The sequence below is a fragment of the Mesorhizobium sp. MC2-1-1 genome, from assembly GCF_057597255.1.
Genome location: NZ_CP195205.1, coordinates 5,933,072 through 5,948,013, shown reverse-complemented (window position 1 = coordinate 5,948,013; position 14,942 = coordinate 5,933,072). Strand labels below are relative to the sequence as shown.

The following is a 14,942-nucleotide window of genomic DNA, read 5'->3' as shown; positions in this document are numbered from 1 at the left end:
ATCAGTATCAGCGATGGTGCATATAGGCCACCGCTGAAGCGGAGCGCTACGCCCTGAAGTCAGTAGGCTGGAACTAGCCTCGTGTCGCGCAGCGGCAAGGCCATTGCAAACCGCACACCCTCAGGTTGATAGTTCAGGTGGACCTCGGCTTGGCACTGCACAGCAACTACTTTCTCCAGCAATGTCGTACCAAAGCCGCGACGTGCCGGTTGCTCCACCGCCGGCCCGCCACTTTCAAGCCAATCCAAATTGAGGCGTCGTTCGGCCTGCGAATTGCTCACGGACCACTTGACTTCGAGACGGCCATGGGGGCTGGACAAGGCGCCATATTTGGATGAGTTGGACGCAAGTTCATGAAAGGCCATTCCGATTGGGATCGCAATATCGGCGACTAGCGCGACACTTGGCCCTTCGAGCACCACTCGCGAGTTGTCATTCGTATCGTAGTGGCGCAATTCCGACTCGAGCAATTCGCGCAAGGAAGCCATTTGCCAATAGTCATCAGTGAGCATTGAGTGCGTGTCGGCGAGGGACACGATCCTGGCGGAGAAGTCGCGCACGAAATCATCCACACTACCGCTCGATTTGGCGGTCGCCCCCATCATCGCTCTGACATTTGCCAGCGTGTTTTTGACGCGATGATGGAGTTCCCTGATTAAAAGTTTTTGCCTGTCTGCGACCTCTTGCTTTTGTTCGATATATGATTTGACCTCAAGCTGACGGGCGCGGGCACGTAGCGCCGAGCGCACCGAACTCGCAAGGCTCGACGCAAGGAAAGGCCGCTCGAGGACAATAAGATAGCGGTCCAGGAAGGCCAGGCGTTCGTCGATCTCTGTTCCCCGCATCGTCAGCAATACGATCGGAAAGTCCGACCACGGCGGCTGATGTTTGAGCCAGGATGCGAACTGATATCGATCTGAGCTGATCAAGGCTTCCTCGGCGACCACCAGGCACTGAGATTGGTCCAGCAGGGAAACTGCTTCATCTAGCGTGGCGCAGATGTGGGACTTGATCTGGTTCTCCGCGAGAATGGCCGAGGCCACCTTCGCATCGCGCCCGACCGGCGCCAATACAAGCACCCCGCTCACCGAAGGCATCACGATGCCTTGTCTGGCAGCAGATTGCCTTGCTTGCCCTCGTAGGTGGGCACACCCGTCAGGATCCCCCTGAATTCCTCCAATGGCTCACCGACAGACAAACCCGCCGCACCGATCCTGAACTCACGAATAGTGTTCTCATGCGGCCCGACACGCTTCTTGACTACGGAAATTGCCCGGCGAAGGTGCCCGCCGCTTTCAAAGAACCGCAACAGCATTATGGAATCGCAGAGATAGGTCATGTCGACAGGGGCGGACATTTGCCCGATCAGCCCGTGATTGGCCAATAGCAGGATCGTCACAACACCCTTGTGATTGAGATATGTCAGGATCTCATGCATCTGCAGCACAAGGTGCTGTTCCTCTGACATCGCATTAAGGTATCCGGTCAGGCTGTCGATAACGACGATCCTAGCATTTGAGTGCTCGACAGCCGACCGAACACGCGACGATAATTCACCTGGCGACAATTCCGCCGGATCTATCTGTTCCAGGAGCAAGCTGCCGTTGTCGGCGAACAACCCCAGATCCATGCCTAAACCTGACGCACGAGCCAGGAAAATCCGCTTGGTCTCATCGAACAAAAGCACCAGCACATGTTCGCCGCGCCTGAGAGCTGCGTGACAATAGCTGCACGCTATCGTCGACTTGCCAACACCCGAAGGCCCCATCAGAAGAGTGCTAGTGCCGCGGTCCAGGCCGCCCCCAACGAGCGTATCGACTGAACCGTTGCCCGTAGCCGGAGTTCCATGCTCCGCCATCTCATGTTCGGATGCAACCAAGCGAGGAAATACGGTCACGCCGCCCGGGCGAATGACGAAGTCGTGGAAGCCACCGCGAATTTGAACGCCGCGCATTTTTATAATGCGCAGCCGCCGCCGCTCTCCGCCATAGATAGGCGAAAGCTGTTCCATCCGAATGACACCATGACTGATAGAATGCAGATTGAGATCGTCATGTTCCGCAGTCAGGTCGTCAAGCAGCAGCACGGTTGCATTGTTAAGCAAGAAAAAGCTCTTCAAAGCCAGAACCTGCCGTCGATAGCGTAGAGAACCCTGTGACAAGAGACGAATTTCAGACAGGGAATCGAACACCACGCGATCTGGCTTCAGGCGCTCGATTTCAGAGAGGGCCGTCTGCACGGTTTCACCGAGTTCCAGGTCGGATGAATGAACAAGCGTCTGAAGTTGTGTTGGATCGAGGCTAAGTTCCGGCGGAACCAGTTCGAGTATCTCGATACCGTCAAGAGAAAATCCATGTCGTTCCGAGACCGAGTGCAGCTCACGCTTGCTCTCGGATAGCGTTATATAAAGGCATCTCTCACCCTTCGACGCCCCTTCGATCAGAAACTGCAGGCCGAGTGTGGTCTTACCTGAACCAGGCCTGCCCTCGACAAGATGAGACCTGAATTTCGCGTACCCTCCGCGCAAGACATAGTCGAGGCCCTCCACGCCAGATGATATTGGTGAAGCGTCGTCTTGACTCACGCAGGCCGCCTTTTTTTGTAAGCAGCTAAACGGATAACATTTTCGATGGTTCCCCTTTGAGCTTTCGAAGATAGGTTATGGTCATTCCACGGCGGGGGTTTGTCGCGGAACGGCCCGTCGGTACGACGAGACCGAAGCACTGCAGCGATCATCGCCGCGGTCGAGCGGCTGTCCTTCGATCCAGTGCAAAAGCCACCGGCGCCGAGCGTCATGGACTGATACGCAAAAAAGCCCGCCGGCCGGAGCCGACGGGCCTTTAACCGCGACGAACTCTCACGTGTTCGAGACTGACGCGACCTGCGCGAGGATCGATCCCAAACGCTCCCGCTTGGTGAGAACCGGCTTTTCATAGGTCTTTTTCATCTAGGATTTTTCCCCTTTTGGACAGGCGCGAAGCCAACGCAATTTCCGGTTGTCAGGCACATCTCAATGGCGGCAACTCCGTGAGTTTACTCCGGCCACTATTTGGCCAGTGTTCAGCCTCGTCGACTGCCAATCCCGAGCTGCAGACGACATGACATTCGCATCTTTCCTGCACCATCGCCTAGGCCAATCGCCTGGCCGACCGAACTGAGATGGGATCGCGAAAAGCCGCCAATATGATCGTGCCGCCGTTCATGTGCTTGGTCACGCCGGTCTTCGTCGTCGACCTGACCGAGGATTTGCGCGTGGGGCTACCGGTTTCTGATTGTGCTCGACTACATTGGCCGGCAAAGCCTCCGGCTCCGAATGGAGCCATGAGATCAAATTCGAAGGTTACCGCCGACAACGAAGGAAAGTAGAGCCTGAAATGACGGCCAGGCCCTGAGAGGTGATCCGCCACTCAAACGACAGCGTAGAAGCCGCCGATACGGGCGCATCCGATACGGGCACATCCAGCTAAGCAGGCGCTCCCGCATCGACCATTCATCCGCGAGGCAGGAGGCTCCTTTGGATGTCAGATCGAACAGTAACTCCGACCGACGCACCATCATGAAGCTGGTCCGCGAGACGGGCGTCACCGAGGCTCAGGCGGTGGAGCTTGTCATGCTTCTGGGCACCGACTGGAATTCTCTGGTTCGCGAAGCGAAAGTCCTACTGAAAAAGGACTGAGCGAGCCCTGACATTGTGTAACCTCTCCGTCCCGCCGCGCGTGCTGATGAACGAGGAGGTGTTGCGGGCCGCGGGTGGATGAAGCCGAGGCGCTGTCCGTGGTGATAGTGTCGGTCGAGCGGCTGTCCTTCGACACAGTGCAGAAGCCGCCGGCGCCCGGCATGAGGCTGCTAACCCGAGCTATTTATCGACGCGACACGGGATTTGCAGCTCGGAACTACCAGCCGAGCCGGGTTCGGTTCACCGCACCCGCTCAAGCTGGTCAGATATTTGGGCCAGATCGCGGAGCCCCTGACGAAAAAGATCCAGCACCCGAATTGCAACCTGCTCGCGGTCCGTCTCGCTGCGGATTCCGTGCTGGCGGCAATGGTCGCTCACGACCTGCGACAACATTTGAAGCTGTTCGGAGTCCGCCACACCATGCTCCATCCCTGCCTCACCGGTACCGGGCGAAAGCGTGATATTCGCTCCCACTCGTCCGAGCGCCTCTACTCGTTTCGGACGACTTGGAATGAGGTGCTCCCCGTCTTTGGATCGCCCCGGGCCGGAACTTCCGGGGTGTCTGGCTCAGGTAGCGGAAGCCGCCGATGAGCCTTTCATGAGCGAAATCGGCGGCTTGTTGCCGATCGCGCTGTGGGTCGGACGGTATTGTAGTCCTTACGCCATTCCTCCATTTTCAAGCGGGCGTCGTCAAGCGTCAGGAACCAGTGGGCGTTGAGACATTCGCCGCGGAACTTGCCGTTGAACGACTCGATGAAGGCGTTGTCGGTTGGCTTGCCCGGCCGCGAGAAGTCCAGCTCGACGCCGCGCTGATAGGCCCACAAGTCGAGATCACGGGAGATGAACTCCGATCCCTGGTCGACCCGGATCGTCCTCGGATAGCCGACTGAGCGGCAGGCCCGCTCCAGTGTGGCTACAACATCTTCTCCCCGGTAGCTGAACCGCGGATCGACCGCGGGCGAGAAGCGCGAGAAGGTGTCGACGACGGTCAGCACGCGGATCTTGCGGCCGGTCGCCAATTGGTCGTGAACGAAATCCATGGCCCAGACATCGTTGGAGTGCACGGCCTCTGTCCGATCCTCGCGCAGCTTCGCCTTCACCCGTCGCCGCGGCGTCTTGTTGCGGATCTGCAGGCCTAACTCCTTATAGAGGCGATAGATTCGCTTGGCGTTCACGGGCCATCCCTCCCGGCGCAGCAATACATGGACGCGCCGGTAGCCGTAGCGCACCCGCGTCGCCGTGATCTCCTTGATCCTGGCTTTCAAGGCAGCCTGGTCGCCGCGCTTCGACTTGTAGTGATAGAGCGACGTGTCGATCAGGAACGTCGCACATGCCCGGCGGATCGAAACCTTCCAGTCCGCCCGGACCTCATCGACAAGCCGCCGGCGGCGAACAGGCTTCAGAGCTTTTTTGACAGAACGTCCTGCAACATTGCCTTGTCGAGCGTCAGGTCGGCGACGATCTTCTTCAGCCGGTTGTTCTCGTCCTCGAGCTGGCGCATGCGCTTGACCTCCGACGGCGTCAAACCGCCATAGCGCTTCTTCCAATTGTAGAACGTCGCGTCCGAGATGCCGGCCTTGCGACATACCTCCGCGACAGGCGTTCCTTCATCCGCCTGGCGCAAAATGAACGCGATCTGCGCCTCCGAGAACTTCGACTTCTTCATGGAACTCTCCTTCTCCCGTCATCGGGATCATAATTGGAAAATTCCACCTCAGAACGGTCCGAAAAACCGGAGGCACGTCACTGTGCTGTTGGGCGCGGGGTGTTGCGCAAAGCGTCCGTTCCGTTCGGTTGGCGGCATGATTGGATGCTGCCTATCAGTTCTGACGTTTGGCAATCCGAACGGGAACCAACCTTAGCTCCGGCGGTTCCCACACTTGCGAAAACCGGAGAACGAGCAAATGCTTAGATTTCTGATCACTCTCGGTGCGGTGTGTGCCGCCTTTAAGCTAGGCAGGGATATCGGGCGCGGTGAGGCTCGAATCTTGCTGAGTGCCCCGGTGGATTACGAGCGCCGCCCGTCAGCAAGAAACTACGAGGACGCCGCTCTCTAAGTGGGGTTCACCGGCGTGCACGAAGTTTGGCAACGGTCCGTTGGCCTTGCCTGATCGGCGGGTTCTTCTTTCCCAGTTGTGACGGCCCTACTTATACTGGGATCCACCAAATACATGAGTACGGCAATAGCAATGATTGGCGTCGGTGCTTGGTAGTCTTCTTGGCTTGTCGGCAGGCATAATCCTTACATTTCGCTATTGGCGATTATACCGGCTTCGCCATCGGCAAGAGAGAGCTGTGTGGCAGCCCGGGCGCCTCTCAACCGGACGCCATCGGCAGAGAAAACGACACCTTCGGCTTTGAGCGTCCTTCGAATTGATTCGACGTTGCTCGGTCCGGGGATGCGTCTCCCGCTCTCGAATTCGCGCACCACGCCCTCACTCATGCCAGCCCTGGAAGCCAACCGAACGGAGGTCCAGTTCAGTAGCCCTCGGGCGGCGCGGCAAAGTGCTGGTGTCAGGTATCCAGACATCTCTCTAACTATCCATCTCTAGCTTATGGCCGCTCATGGCAACTGACTTGAGTTAAGTGCTCGCCATCCGGGCGCAGGAAACTCGGTCCCAGATCGGAAAGCTTGCTCAACCACGTAACTTTCTGGCTTCGCGCTGCAGCGTCTTGCGGTCGTTCCCGAGGGTGTCGATCCGCTCCCGAACTTCATACGACGGCGCGGTCCTGTTTGGCGAAATAGCGCACCTCATAATCCCCGTCTGCCGACACGCGCTCGCGGAAGTGTCTGTTGCTCTTGTCGTCTGCCATAGCTCTTCGTCGTGACTGTCGGGTTAGAACACTGGCATCGCAGCGAAGTTCCCCTTCTCTTTAGTCGCTGCTAACGGAACCTAGGGACGGCTGTGCTATTGAATCGCCGTTTGGGGATGTGTGTATGCGTAGGGACGGCGTGAGGCTCAACTTCGTCAGGCCGATGGAGCCCGAGCTCGTCGATGCCCCGCCCCCCGGCGAGGGCTGGTCGCATGAAATCAAGTTCGACGGCTATCGCACGCAATTGATCAAGGATGCAGACGGCATCCGCCTCTATACCAAGAGCGGCATCGACTGGACGGCGAAATACAAGCCGATCGCCGCCGAGGCCGGCAAGCTGAAGGCTGACAGCTTCATCATCGAAGGGGAGATGATCGTCACCAACGAGAAGGGCCTCTCGGACTTCCATGCGCTGCGCTCGGTCATCACACGCCGGCCGCAGGATCTCTACCTGGTGGCCTTCGATCTTCTGCATCTCAATGGTCATGACCTCCGCGACATGGCGCTGAAGGACCGGAGAGAGATCCTGCAGGCTATGATCCCGGCCGGCGGGCGCATCCAGTTTTCGGAAGCGCTGCCGGGCACCGGCGACGCGGTCTATCATCTCGCCTGCGAGGCGAACCTGGAGGGCATCGTTTCGAAGCGCCTCGACAGCGTCTATCGCAGTGGGCCGACGACTACCTGGCGCAAGATCAAATGCTTTGAGGAAAAGGACATGGACATCATCGGCGTGCAGCGCGAACGCGGCAAGCCGGCGATGGTGCTGATGGCCGACAAGGGCCGCTACATGGGCGGCGCCTTCGTCACCTTCAAGGCGGAGAAGCGCCAGGCGTTATGGGACCGCGTGCAGGGCAAGGTCGGTGCGCCTCCGCCAAAGGGCCTCAAAAAGCAAAAGGCGGAGTGGCTGCAGCCCGGGCTGTCGGGCAAGGTGCGGTTCCTGAAAGGCCAAGAGCAGCTTCGCCACGCGATGCTCAAGGATTTCTGGGAAGACTAGACGGGAGCCGGGATGGTGCGCGTCCGTTCCGCATCTTCAGGGCAAGCCCGAATGCTTGCGCGCCCATCTCGCAGCCGTGTCGCGAAGGGCCGTTGGAGCTGATCACCACGCGCGCCTGATCAATCGTGAGACCGTACTTTTGTGCAAGTTCGGCTGGGCTGTAAGTGTCACGCCAGCTTTCGATAGGCCTGGTCATCTTGTCGTCCGTTCTCCCACGCCAGCCATGAACGTCCGTGCAGCCCCAAGGTTCAAAATGCCGGCCATCTGCAGCCATATGGAACAAGGCCCCGGCCATAGCTGTTCCTATCGATCGTATTCATGGCGACAGGATTTTGGCGATGGCCGTACCGCGCGCTGCTTGGAAAGGGTTCCTCAAGGTTGGATCGGTCACCTGCGGCGTAAAGCTCGTAGGGGCGACCACCGAAGCCGGCAAAGTCCACTTCAAGATTCTTAATCGCCAAGACGGTCTTCCCGTGACGAGCGCCTATGTCGACGAGCAGACCGGCGACGTTGTTCCTCCAGAAGATCAGATCAAAGGATACGAGGCCGAGAAGGACGAGTTCCTCGAGATCGAGCCGGATGATATCAAGAAGCTGCAGCTGACATCGCAACATACGCTCGATGTCGACGGCTTCGTCGCCATCGACGACATCGACACTCGGTATCTCGAAAAGCCTTACTACGTCATTCCTGCCGATGGTGCCGCGGTTGAGGCTTTCAATGTGCTTCGTGAAGCCATGGCTAAGAAGAGGGTCGCAGCGCGCTCATGTGTCGTTCTCTATCAGAGAGGCCGTGAAGTCATCATACAGCCGTTCGGCAAGGGGATGTTGCTGACAGAGCTCCGGACGCGCAATGAGATGATTTCCGAAAGCAGCGTATTCGGCGACTTAAAGTCTCCAAAGTACGACGAGGATTTGCTCGAGATCGCTGGATTGCTGATCGACAAGAAGGTCACGAAGTTCGACCCCTCGAAGTTTGAGGATACCTATGAGGACGCGTTGATCGCCATGATCGACGCGAAGCGGAAAGGAAAGAAGCCGCCAAAACCGGTGCCTCAGCCCAAAGAGAATGTCGTCGATCTGGCCTCAGTGCTGAAGAAAAGCCTGGAGAAGGAAGGGATCAAGGGGGGCACCAAGGCGAAAACGGCACGCAAATCCGCATAGGCTTGTCAGAAATTCTTCCCGGCCCTGATCATTGCCCTGGCGATCGCCAGATCCGTTTCCAGCCTGGCGGTTTCCTTTAGCGCCATGCTGTCCGCCGCGATCAGCCGGCGAAGCGCTCGCAAGACCTCTGCGCGCAGCCAACCGGCCTCGACCATGCAATCCACTATGGCCTGGAAGCCTGGCTCCATCGCTTCCTGGCAGTCGACATCACGGTCGGCATAGGAGCCAAGGCGGCGCGGATGGTTGATCACAGGAAGCCCTCCCCTTCGCCTCGGTGCTCGTAGCAGAACCAGTGCGAGGCTTGTTTGGGCCGGGCAAAGCCCCAGCCGGCATCCTTGCCACATCGCTCGCACGCATGGCCAAGCGGTCCTCGCGGGCGCTGCGGCATCATCTCTCCGGCGACTGTCGGTTCGTCACTCATGCCGAAAAGATTCCACAAACCGGCTTGACGGGCAAGGAATTTGTTCTCATTTCGTTCTACAACCTGGGAGAACGAAATCCATGCCCCGTCGCCGACGCCACGATGACATTTCCGAAGGCCAACTCGCGTTGATCGAGCGACACATCTTCAGCCTGGGAGCCGCATTGGACAGGGCCCAGCTCTCGTTGACGCCGTTCAAGCCGCACTACGACGCTATCTCCGATCTGAAAAGGCATATGCGCGAGGCGATGAACCTGCTGATGGACAGGCCGATAGACTATGAGCGCCCACACGCCGCGCCGATGTCAGGCCCCGTTTCGGCTCAAAAACTTCAAGAGAAGCTGGCCGATGACATGGCGATCGAGCCGGTCAGGCACCCCTGCAGGCCGGCGGACGCATCCATTTCCGTTGCAGCTGGGGTCGGCGAGCAGGGCCGAGACCATCGTTCGCTGCAGAATTTCGCGAGGAATGAAATCCGATAATTGGCCAGCTGCTGGCGTCAAATCCGGGTAAGGCGAGTCTCGCAGGTTGAGATCAAAGTCTGCCACCTCGCTCAGTCGCTCCCAGTTTTTGCCGTGACCGGACTATCGAGCCCTGTCGAACGATATCTTCCCTTGCCTTGATAGGCTGCGCCATTTCAGTCGTCTTTGCTTCTAGGGATTTTGCCGAATGACAGCGCCGGTCACCCGAGGCCACTTGCCGGCGAGACGCCATGAGGAATTCCGCGTGTCAGCGGCGCGGATGTGTGTCGGTTCACGTTGCCGTACAACTTTGCCTTGAGATCAGCCATGTCGACTGCCTCGAGACAGTCAGGCAACGCATCGGTGTCCGCATCAGCATGAACTTTCACCTTGTCGAACTCATTCGCCTCAGCCCTCCGCACGAGTTCGACGGCAACGGCGAGCCGTGCATCCCCAGCCAATAGTCGATGTCAAGGCCCTTTGCGCCCAGGGCGGCCCAAAGGCCCTCCCACGCCAGGCAGGAAACGTCCGAAGGTGGATACGCTTCCAGGACGCGTCGTAGTCCCGCAGCGCGCCGGACCCCGACGAAACGAGAACGCAGCTAGGCCCTCGTCGTCCTTTTCGCCATCACGAAGCCGCGATCGGTTGCCATGAAGCGCTCAAGCATTAATACAATCAGACGCATGGGATCTGCCGGCGGCTTGCCGGCATCGCGTCCAAGGATCTCTGCGTATTTAACCAGGTCGCGATGCAGTGGCGCCGGTAGCTCGATCGTGATTTTCACCGGCTTGTCGTCGGCGATCGGCCCGAGTTTCAGCTTGGCCATTTCATCCTCCATAAGGTTCGAGCACGAGGTCGCGGGTGACGATCACTCGAACGGCAAACCCCGGCCTGATGGTGAGCGTCGGCGCTATCTGGAGCTGGCGTTGGACGATCTGCTGGCCAACCTGGCTGACGCTGTCGGAGGCGCCGCTGCGCAAAGCGCGCACGATGTCGCTCTCTTCGCCCGACGAGCCAGCCTCAGCCCCCACGCTGAGTATGGTGGACAGAGCGGCTGCCTTGAACAGTTCGCGCCAATGGAAGTCGACACCGTCCTCGAGGCCCGCATAGCCCGCTGCGTCCGCGCCAGGCTGCCGCTCCAAAACAATCGAGCGGCCATTGGGGAAGATCAACCGGGTCCAGACGAGCAGAACGCGACGCTGCCCGAAACCAACCCCGCTATCGTATTGGCCGATGATGCGCGTCCCTTGCGGGACCAGGAGCGCCCGGCCTGTTGGACTGTCGTAGACGTTCTCGGTCACCTGCGCGGTGATCTGGCCGGGCAGGTCGGAGCGGATTCCAGTTATCAGCGCCGCAGGAATGACGGCACCAGCCTGAAGAACATATGGCGATGCCGGCGGCATGACGCGGTCGGGCGCCACGATCTGTCGGTCGGCCGCCGCCTGCAGGAAGGCAAGCTGGCGATCCTGCGGTGTCTGTCCGCCAAGATCCGGACCGGTTGAGTTGGTGGTTGCGATGTTGCCGTTTGCATCGCGCGTGGCTGCGCCCACCACTGCCGTCTGGAAAAAGACGCGCGACGTCCGGGCCGCCTCCTCCTCGGCCAGCCGACGCTGCTCGGCCTCGTCGACGGCGGGGGTTGCGATGGTTGGAGACACGACAGGCTTACCCTTGTTCTGGGCATCAAGCACAGGCCGGCCGAGGTCGCCAGGCAGCGGCGGGCCAAGGATCGGGCCGGTATAGTCGCGCGGCAGGCTCGCGAGGCCATCGGCGGGCTGCCGGTTGGAGGTCGAATAGAGCTCTTCGCCGCGCCCGCCTGGATCGCGAGTCTGGAGGGCGTATATCAGCGCGCCGCCGACGCCGAGCGACGCAACGAAGCCGATCCCGGCAAGTACCCTGCGAGACAGGCGGGTGACGCGCGGCGGATCCGCGCGAAGCCTCATATGCTGAGCTGCGGTTTCTGTATCGCTCATTACTCCCGCCCTTCCCTCTGGCCCGGTGGATTCTTGATTTTCGGCGCCGCGGCAAAGTCTGGCATCCACGGCAGTCGACGCGTTCTTGCCCCATCGACGCGGTCGATCCGAACAATCTGCTGCCGCTTGCCGCTGCCAAGGCGCAGTTCGGCGGACCCAAACAGGCGGTCCATGATCAGCACGTTCTGGTAGACCCGGCCGTTGGCGATCTGGGCCTCGCCGTCCGGGCCGATGATGAAGATCGGCGGCATCTCGCCCTGCACGATCCCGCGCGGAAACTCGACATAGACGCGCCTGCCGTCGTCGTAGACGGCGACGGGCTTCCAGGGCGGCGTGTTCCCTTTGAGGCCATAGCGGTAATTGCGCGCCGCGAGGGCCGGGATCATCGGCGTTGCCGGACCAGTCCGTTGCTCGGCGGGCTTGGATGGATATGCCCATGCAACGGCCGGCATGTAAGACTTCCCGTCTGCCCGCAACTCGATCATGTAGCTCCGGCGGTCGGTGGTGACGACGAGATTGGTGGTGATGTCCGCGCGCGAAGGCTTCACCAGCACATGAACACGGCGGCCAGCCCCTGATCCGCTTTCCGTGTCGCCGATGATCCAGCGTGCCGTGTCGCCGGCGGCGATGGGCCCCGTGCCGGTCAAGCTCTCGCCCGGCTCGAGCGCGATATCCGTGATTTGGCCTGGCGAGGCATAGACCTGGTAGAGCGCCCCTTCGCTCCACGGATAAATCTGGATGGCATTGTAATAGCCCTCGCGCCGCGGCTGGACACGCGCGGCCGCATTGGCGTTTTCGACCTGGGCGGTCGGGTTGTTGGCCTGGTCGCCGCCGCGTGCCGGAGTCCAAGCCGGCGGAACGTGCAGCGGTTTGGGCTGTTGGTCGGTCGCGGCAACCGGGACCGCCGGCAATGGCGGAACGTGGGAGTCGTAAGCAATCCGGGGCGGCTTCTCAGGCGTCGCGCAGCCGGCGAGAATGGCCCCCGAAAACAGGACGGCCGCGATTGCGTATCCATGGAAAGCAGGTGTGATCGAACGGCGCAATGCCAGGTTCATTGGCTCATCTCCCGCGACCAGTCGATGGCGTTGACGTAGATGCCGAGTGGATTGGCGCGAAGACGTTCGGCGTCGCCTGGCATCTGCGTCACGATCGTCAGGATAGCGGTCCAGCGCTCGGTGGCGGAAAGCTGGCCGTTTTCATAGTGACGCTCGACCCAGGCGACCCGAAAGGAGTTTGGCGAGGCCCGGATGACCGAGGAAATCTCGACCGCGACCTGCTGCTTGCCGACCCTGGAGAAGGGGTCGCTGGCGCGAGCGTACTCGTTGAGCGCCGCAGCACCCCGGTCGGTGGTCCAATCATAGGCGCGCAGCCAGTACTGGCGCAGGATGATCGGGTCGGCGGGAACGGAGCGCACCTGTTCGATGAAGCGGGCAAGATGCCACGCTATCTGAGGATCGGTCGGCTTGTAGTCGGCGGTCGCGGGCGCGATCGCCTGAGCCTCGCCCAGCGTATCGACCTGCACGACCCAGGGCACGACGCTACCGCGGCCCAACTGCCAGACCAGTGAAACGGCGAGGCCCGCGGACAGGAGGAGCGACCCGAACGCCATGACACGCCAGTTGCGTGCCTGCACGCGAGCAGAACCGATGCGTTCGTCCCAGATCTGCTGCGCCTTTTGATAGGGCGTTTCCGGTCGGGGTGCCTTGCCGTAGTGGACGGCGGGCCGCCTGAACATGTTCATGGTCATTCGCCTTCAGAAAGAGAAATCGAAGCGCCGCCGCCATGGCTGTCGCCTGCGCGCACCGCGTGGGCGGCGGTCTGGGCGCCGTGGGCGAGGCGCTGAGAGCGCTGCAGGCGTCTGGCCCATTCGGGCTGTCCTTGCGTGCCGGATGGCTTGCCCGTGCCGGGCGCAGGCGCCACGGCTGACACCGCGGCGCCGCCGATCGTTCCCATGGTCGAAGACCCGCCGGTGATTTCAGCAGCCGAGCTGGCGCCGGCGGCGAAGCTTGACTTGAGCGATTGACCAGTGTTTGCGGCGGCCCGCTTGAGGGGTGAGGCTGCTGCCGAGGCGCCGGCGCGCGCAATGCCGGCAAGGCCAGGGGCGATGCCTGCCGCGCCAGCCTGGCCGGCGGCGCCAAGCATATAGGCGGTCGAGGCGCCGCCAGCGAGTGACGTAGCTCCACGCGCGGCCGACATTGCGCCCGAGAATGCTGCCGTCCCACCTCGCGCCGCCAGGCCGGCCGCGCCAAAGCCTGCAACCGCCATGCCGCCCGCGGCAAGGCCGGTGCCGACGGCCGCACCGGCGCCAAGCTGTGGTCCACCGGCGACAAGGCCGTTGGCAATGCCGGGGCCGAAGATGCCGAGGCCAAGCAGAGACAGCGCCGCAAGCACGATCGCCATGGCCTGGTCGATGGTGGGGCTCTCGCCACCGAAGCCTTGGGTGAATTCGCCGAAGAGCGTCGATCCAATGCCGATGACGACGGCAAGCACCAGAACCTTGATGCCCGACGAGATGACGTTGCCGAGCACGCGTTCGGCCATGAAGGCGGTCTTGCCGAAGAGGCCGAAGGGGATCAGCACGAAGCCGGCCAGCGTCGCCAGCTTGAACTCGATCAGCGTCACAAAGAGCTGCACGGACAAGATGAAGAAGGCGAGCAGGACGAGCGCCCAGGCAAAGAGTAGGCAGGCGATCTGGATGAAGTTTTCAAAGAAGGAGACGTAGCCCATCAAACCGGAGATCGCCTCAAGCAGTGGTCGACCCGCGTCGAGGCCCGTTTGCGCCACCTTGCCGGGGTGCAGCAGGTCCTGTGCCGAGAAACCGGTTCCACTCGCCTTGAGACCGAGACCGGAGAAACTCTCGAAGACGATCTGGGCGAGACCGTTCCAGTTGGAGATCAGATAGGCGAAGACCCCGACGAAGATCGTCTTCTTGACGAGCCGCGCAAGAATGTCGTCATCGGCGCCCCAGCTCCAGAAGAGCGCGGCAAGCGTCACGTCGATGACGATCAGGGTGGTGGCGACGAAGGCGACCTCGCCGCCGAGCAGGCCGAAGCCGCTGTCGATGTAGCGGGTGAAGGTGGCAAGGAACTGATCGATGACTCCGGTATTGCCCATGTCTATCGGCTCCGACGCATGGCGGCGTCTGGCGACTGCGAAGCGTCCGGCGCGCCTGTCGAAGGCACCGATGGCCCCTTGAGACCGAGGAAGCGATCGCGCTGGTCGGCCCACAGCCGCGCACATCCATCGTCGCGCAAGGCAGCCTCCCCGAGGGACTGGCAGCGGCGCAGACCGTCGCGAAGCGTGTCTGGCATCATTCTCGCTGCTGTGGGCGCGCCCTCGCCCGCCGGATTGTCCTGCTTCCGGCCCACACCGAGCGCGGCCGCCACGGCGGCGGCCGCAACAAGGATCGCCGCCACGGTGAGAGCGGGGGTTTTGCCGTCCAT

15 protein-coding genes and 1 pseudogene are annotated in these 14,942 nt (G+C 61.0%); 4 read left to right on the top strand and 12 right to left on the bottom strand.

The genetic code is table 11. The features are described 5' to 3' along the window. Positions 1–59: 59 nt before the first annotated feature. On the bottom strand, positions 60–1,097 hold the full coding sequence (locus ACR64R_RS29085) for a sensor histidine kinase (RefSeq protein ID WP_487359645.1): 1,038 nt from the start codon (positions 1,095–1,097) through the stop codon (positions 60–62). Continuing rightward, the gene (locus ACR64R_RS29080; RefSeq protein ID WP_487359644.1) at positions 1,097–2,584 is read right to left on the bottom strand and encodes an ATPase domain-containing protein; all 1,488 of its coding nucleotides are present in this window, start codon (positions 2,582–2,584) and stop codon (positions 1,097–1,099) included. Before ACR64R_RS29080 ends, ACR64R_RS29085 begins: the two co-directional genes overlap by 1 nt. Positions 2,585–3,514: 930 nt before the next feature. Here ACR64R_RS29080 and ACR64R_RS29075 point away from each other — a divergent pair. Further along, positions 3,515–3,676, top strand: coding sequence for a hypothetical protein (locus ACR64R_RS29075; RefSeq protein WP_487359643.1), 162 nt, complete (start codon positions 3,515–3,517; stop codon positions 3,674–3,676). Positions 3,677–3,916: 240 nt separating this feature from the next. Here ACR64R_RS29075 and ACR64R_RS29070 read toward each other — a convergent pair whose 3' ends face one another. From ACR64R_RS29070 to ACR64R_RS29060, 3 genes and pseudogenes are all read right to left on the bottom strand, one after another. Continuing rightward, on the bottom strand, positions 3,917–4,093 hold the full coding sequence (locus tag ACR64R_RS29070) for a hypothetical protein (RefSeq protein ID WP_487359642.1): 177 nt from the start codon (positions 4,091–4,093) through the stop codon (positions 3,917–3,919). A 150-nt stretch (positions 4,094–4,243) separates the two neighbouring features. Next, a pseudogene (locus ACR64R_RS29065) lies at positions 4,244–5,342 on the bottom strand (IS3 family transposase). Between the two features lie 576 nt (positions 5,343–5,918). After that, entirely contained in the window at positions 5,919–6,206 is a 288-nt protein-coding gene (locus ACR64R_RS29060) for a helix-turn-helix domain-containing protein (protein ID WP_487359641.1), read from the bottom strand. Positions 6,207–6,614: 408 nt separating this feature from the next. Between ACR64R_RS29060 and ACR64R_RS29055 the strand changes: the two genes are divergently transcribed. Both ACR64R_RS29055 and ku read left to right on the top strand, forming a co-directional pair. Further along, a complete protein-coding gene (locus ACR64R_RS29055) occupies positions 6,615–7,484 on the top strand; it encodes an ATP-dependent DNA ligase (protein WP_487359640.1) in 870 nt (289 codons plus the stop codon). Between the two features lie 338 nt (positions 7,485–7,822). Beyond that, a complete protein-coding gene (gene ku / locus ACR64R_RS29050; protein ID WP_487359639.1) occupies positions 7,823–8,647 on the top strand; it encodes a non-homologous end joining protein Ku in 825 nt (274 codons plus the stop codon). A 5-nt stretch (positions 8,648–8,652) separates the two neighbouring features. Here ku and ACR64R_RS29045 read toward each other — a convergent pair whose 3' ends face one another. Then, positions 8,653–8,898 (bottom strand): hypothetical protein, encoded by a 246-nt coding sequence (locus tag ACR64R_RS29045; RefSeq protein ID WP_487359638.1) that lies wholly within the window; start codon positions 8,896–8,898, stop codon positions 8,653–8,655. A gap of 355 nt (positions 8,899–9,253) precedes the next feature. Between ACR64R_RS29045 and ACR64R_RS29040 the strand changes: the two genes are divergently transcribed. Next, complete coding sequence (locus tag ACR64R_RS29040; protein WP_487359637.1) at positions 9,254–9,550, top strand: hypothetical protein; 297 nt, start codon at positions 9,254–9,256, stop codon at positions 9,548–9,550. A 580-nt stretch (positions 9,551–10,130) separates the two neighbouring features. On the opposite strand, the gene ACR64R_RS29035 is transcribed toward ACR64R_RS29040, so the two are convergent. The 6 genes from ACR64R_RS29035 to trbK-alt are packed head-to-tail and all read right to left on the bottom strand — an operon-like array spanning position 10,131 to position 14,942. Further along, a complete protein-coding gene (locus tag ACR64R_RS29035; RefSeq protein ID WP_487359636.1) occupies positions 10,131–10,355 on the bottom strand; it encodes a DUF2274 domain-containing protein in 225 nt (74 codons plus the stop codon). Between the two features lies 1 nt (position 10,356). Beyond that, a complete protein-coding gene (locus tag ACR64R_RS29030; RefSeq protein WP_487359635.1) occupies positions 10,357–11,499 on the bottom strand; it encodes a TraB/TrbI/VirB10 family type IV secretion system protein in 1,143 nt (380 codons plus the stop codon). Beyond that, entirely contained in the window at positions 11,499–12,554 is a 1,056-nt protein-coding gene (gene trbG / locus ACR64R_RS29025) for a P-type conjugative transfer protein TrbG (protein ID WP_487359634.1), read from the bottom strand. The genes ACR64R_RS29030 and trbG overlap by 1 nt, the downstream gene beginning before the upstream one ends. Further along, on the bottom strand, positions 12,551–13,240 hold the full coding sequence (gene trbF, locus ACR64R_RS29020) for a conjugal transfer protein TrbF (protein WP_487359633.1): 690 nt from the start codon (positions 13,238–13,240) through the stop codon (positions 12,551–12,553). Before trbF ends, trbG begins: the two co-directional genes overlap by 4 nt. A gap of 2 nt (positions 13,241–13,242) precedes the next feature. After that, positions 13,243–14,613, bottom strand: coding sequence for a P-type conjugative transfer protein TrbL (gene trbL / locus ACR64R_RS29015; protein WP_487359632.1), 1,371 nt, complete (start codon positions 14,611–14,613; stop codon positions 13,243–13,245). A gap of 2 nt (positions 14,614–14,615) precedes the next feature. Next, positions 14,616–14,942 (bottom strand): putative entry exclusion protein TrbK-alt, encoded by a 327-nt coding sequence (gene trbK-alt, locus ACR64R_RS29010; RefSeq protein WP_487359631.1) that lies wholly within the window; start codon positions 14,940–14,942, stop codon positions 14,616–14,618.

Coding starts and splice junctions, on each gene's coding strand:
- trbK-alt (WP_487359631.1), bottom strand. CDS start 14,942: ATGGACGGCAAAACCCCCGCTCTCACCGTGGCGGCGATCCTTGTTGCG.
- ACR64R_RS29085 (WP_487359645.1), bottom strand. CDS start 1,097: ATGCCTTCGGTGAGCGGGGTGCTTGTATTGGCGCCGGTCGGGCGCGAT.
- trbF (WP_487359633.1), bottom strand. CDS start 13,240: ATGAACATGTTCAGGCGGCCCGCCGTCCACTACGGCAAGGCACCCCGA.
- trbL (WP_487359632.1), bottom strand. CDS start 14,613: ATGGGCAATACCGGAGTCATCGATCAGTTCCTTGCCACCTTCACCCGC.
- ACR64R_RS29035 (WP_487359636.1), bottom strand. CDS start 10,355: ATGGCCAAGCTGAAACTCGGGCCGATCGCCGACGACAAGCCGGTGAAA.
- ACR64R_RS29060 (WP_487359641.1), bottom strand. CDS start 6,206: ATGTCTGGATACCTGACACCAGCACTTTGCCGCGCCGCCCGAGGGCTA.
- trbG (WP_487359634.1), bottom strand. CDS start 12,554: ATGAACCTGGCATTGCGCCGTTCGATCACACCTGCTTTCCATGGATAC.
- ku (WP_487359639.1), top strand. CDS start 7,823: ATGGCCGTACCGCGCGCTGCTTGGAAAGGGTTCCTCAAGGTTGGATCG.
- ACR64R_RS29030 (WP_487359635.1), bottom strand. CDS start 11,499: ATGAGCGATACAGAAACCGCAGCTCAGCATATGAGGCTTCGCGCGGAT.
- ACR64R_RS29055 (WP_487359640.1), top strand. CDS start 6,615: ATGCGTAGGGACGGCGTGAGGCTCAACTTCGTCAGGCCGATGGAGCCC.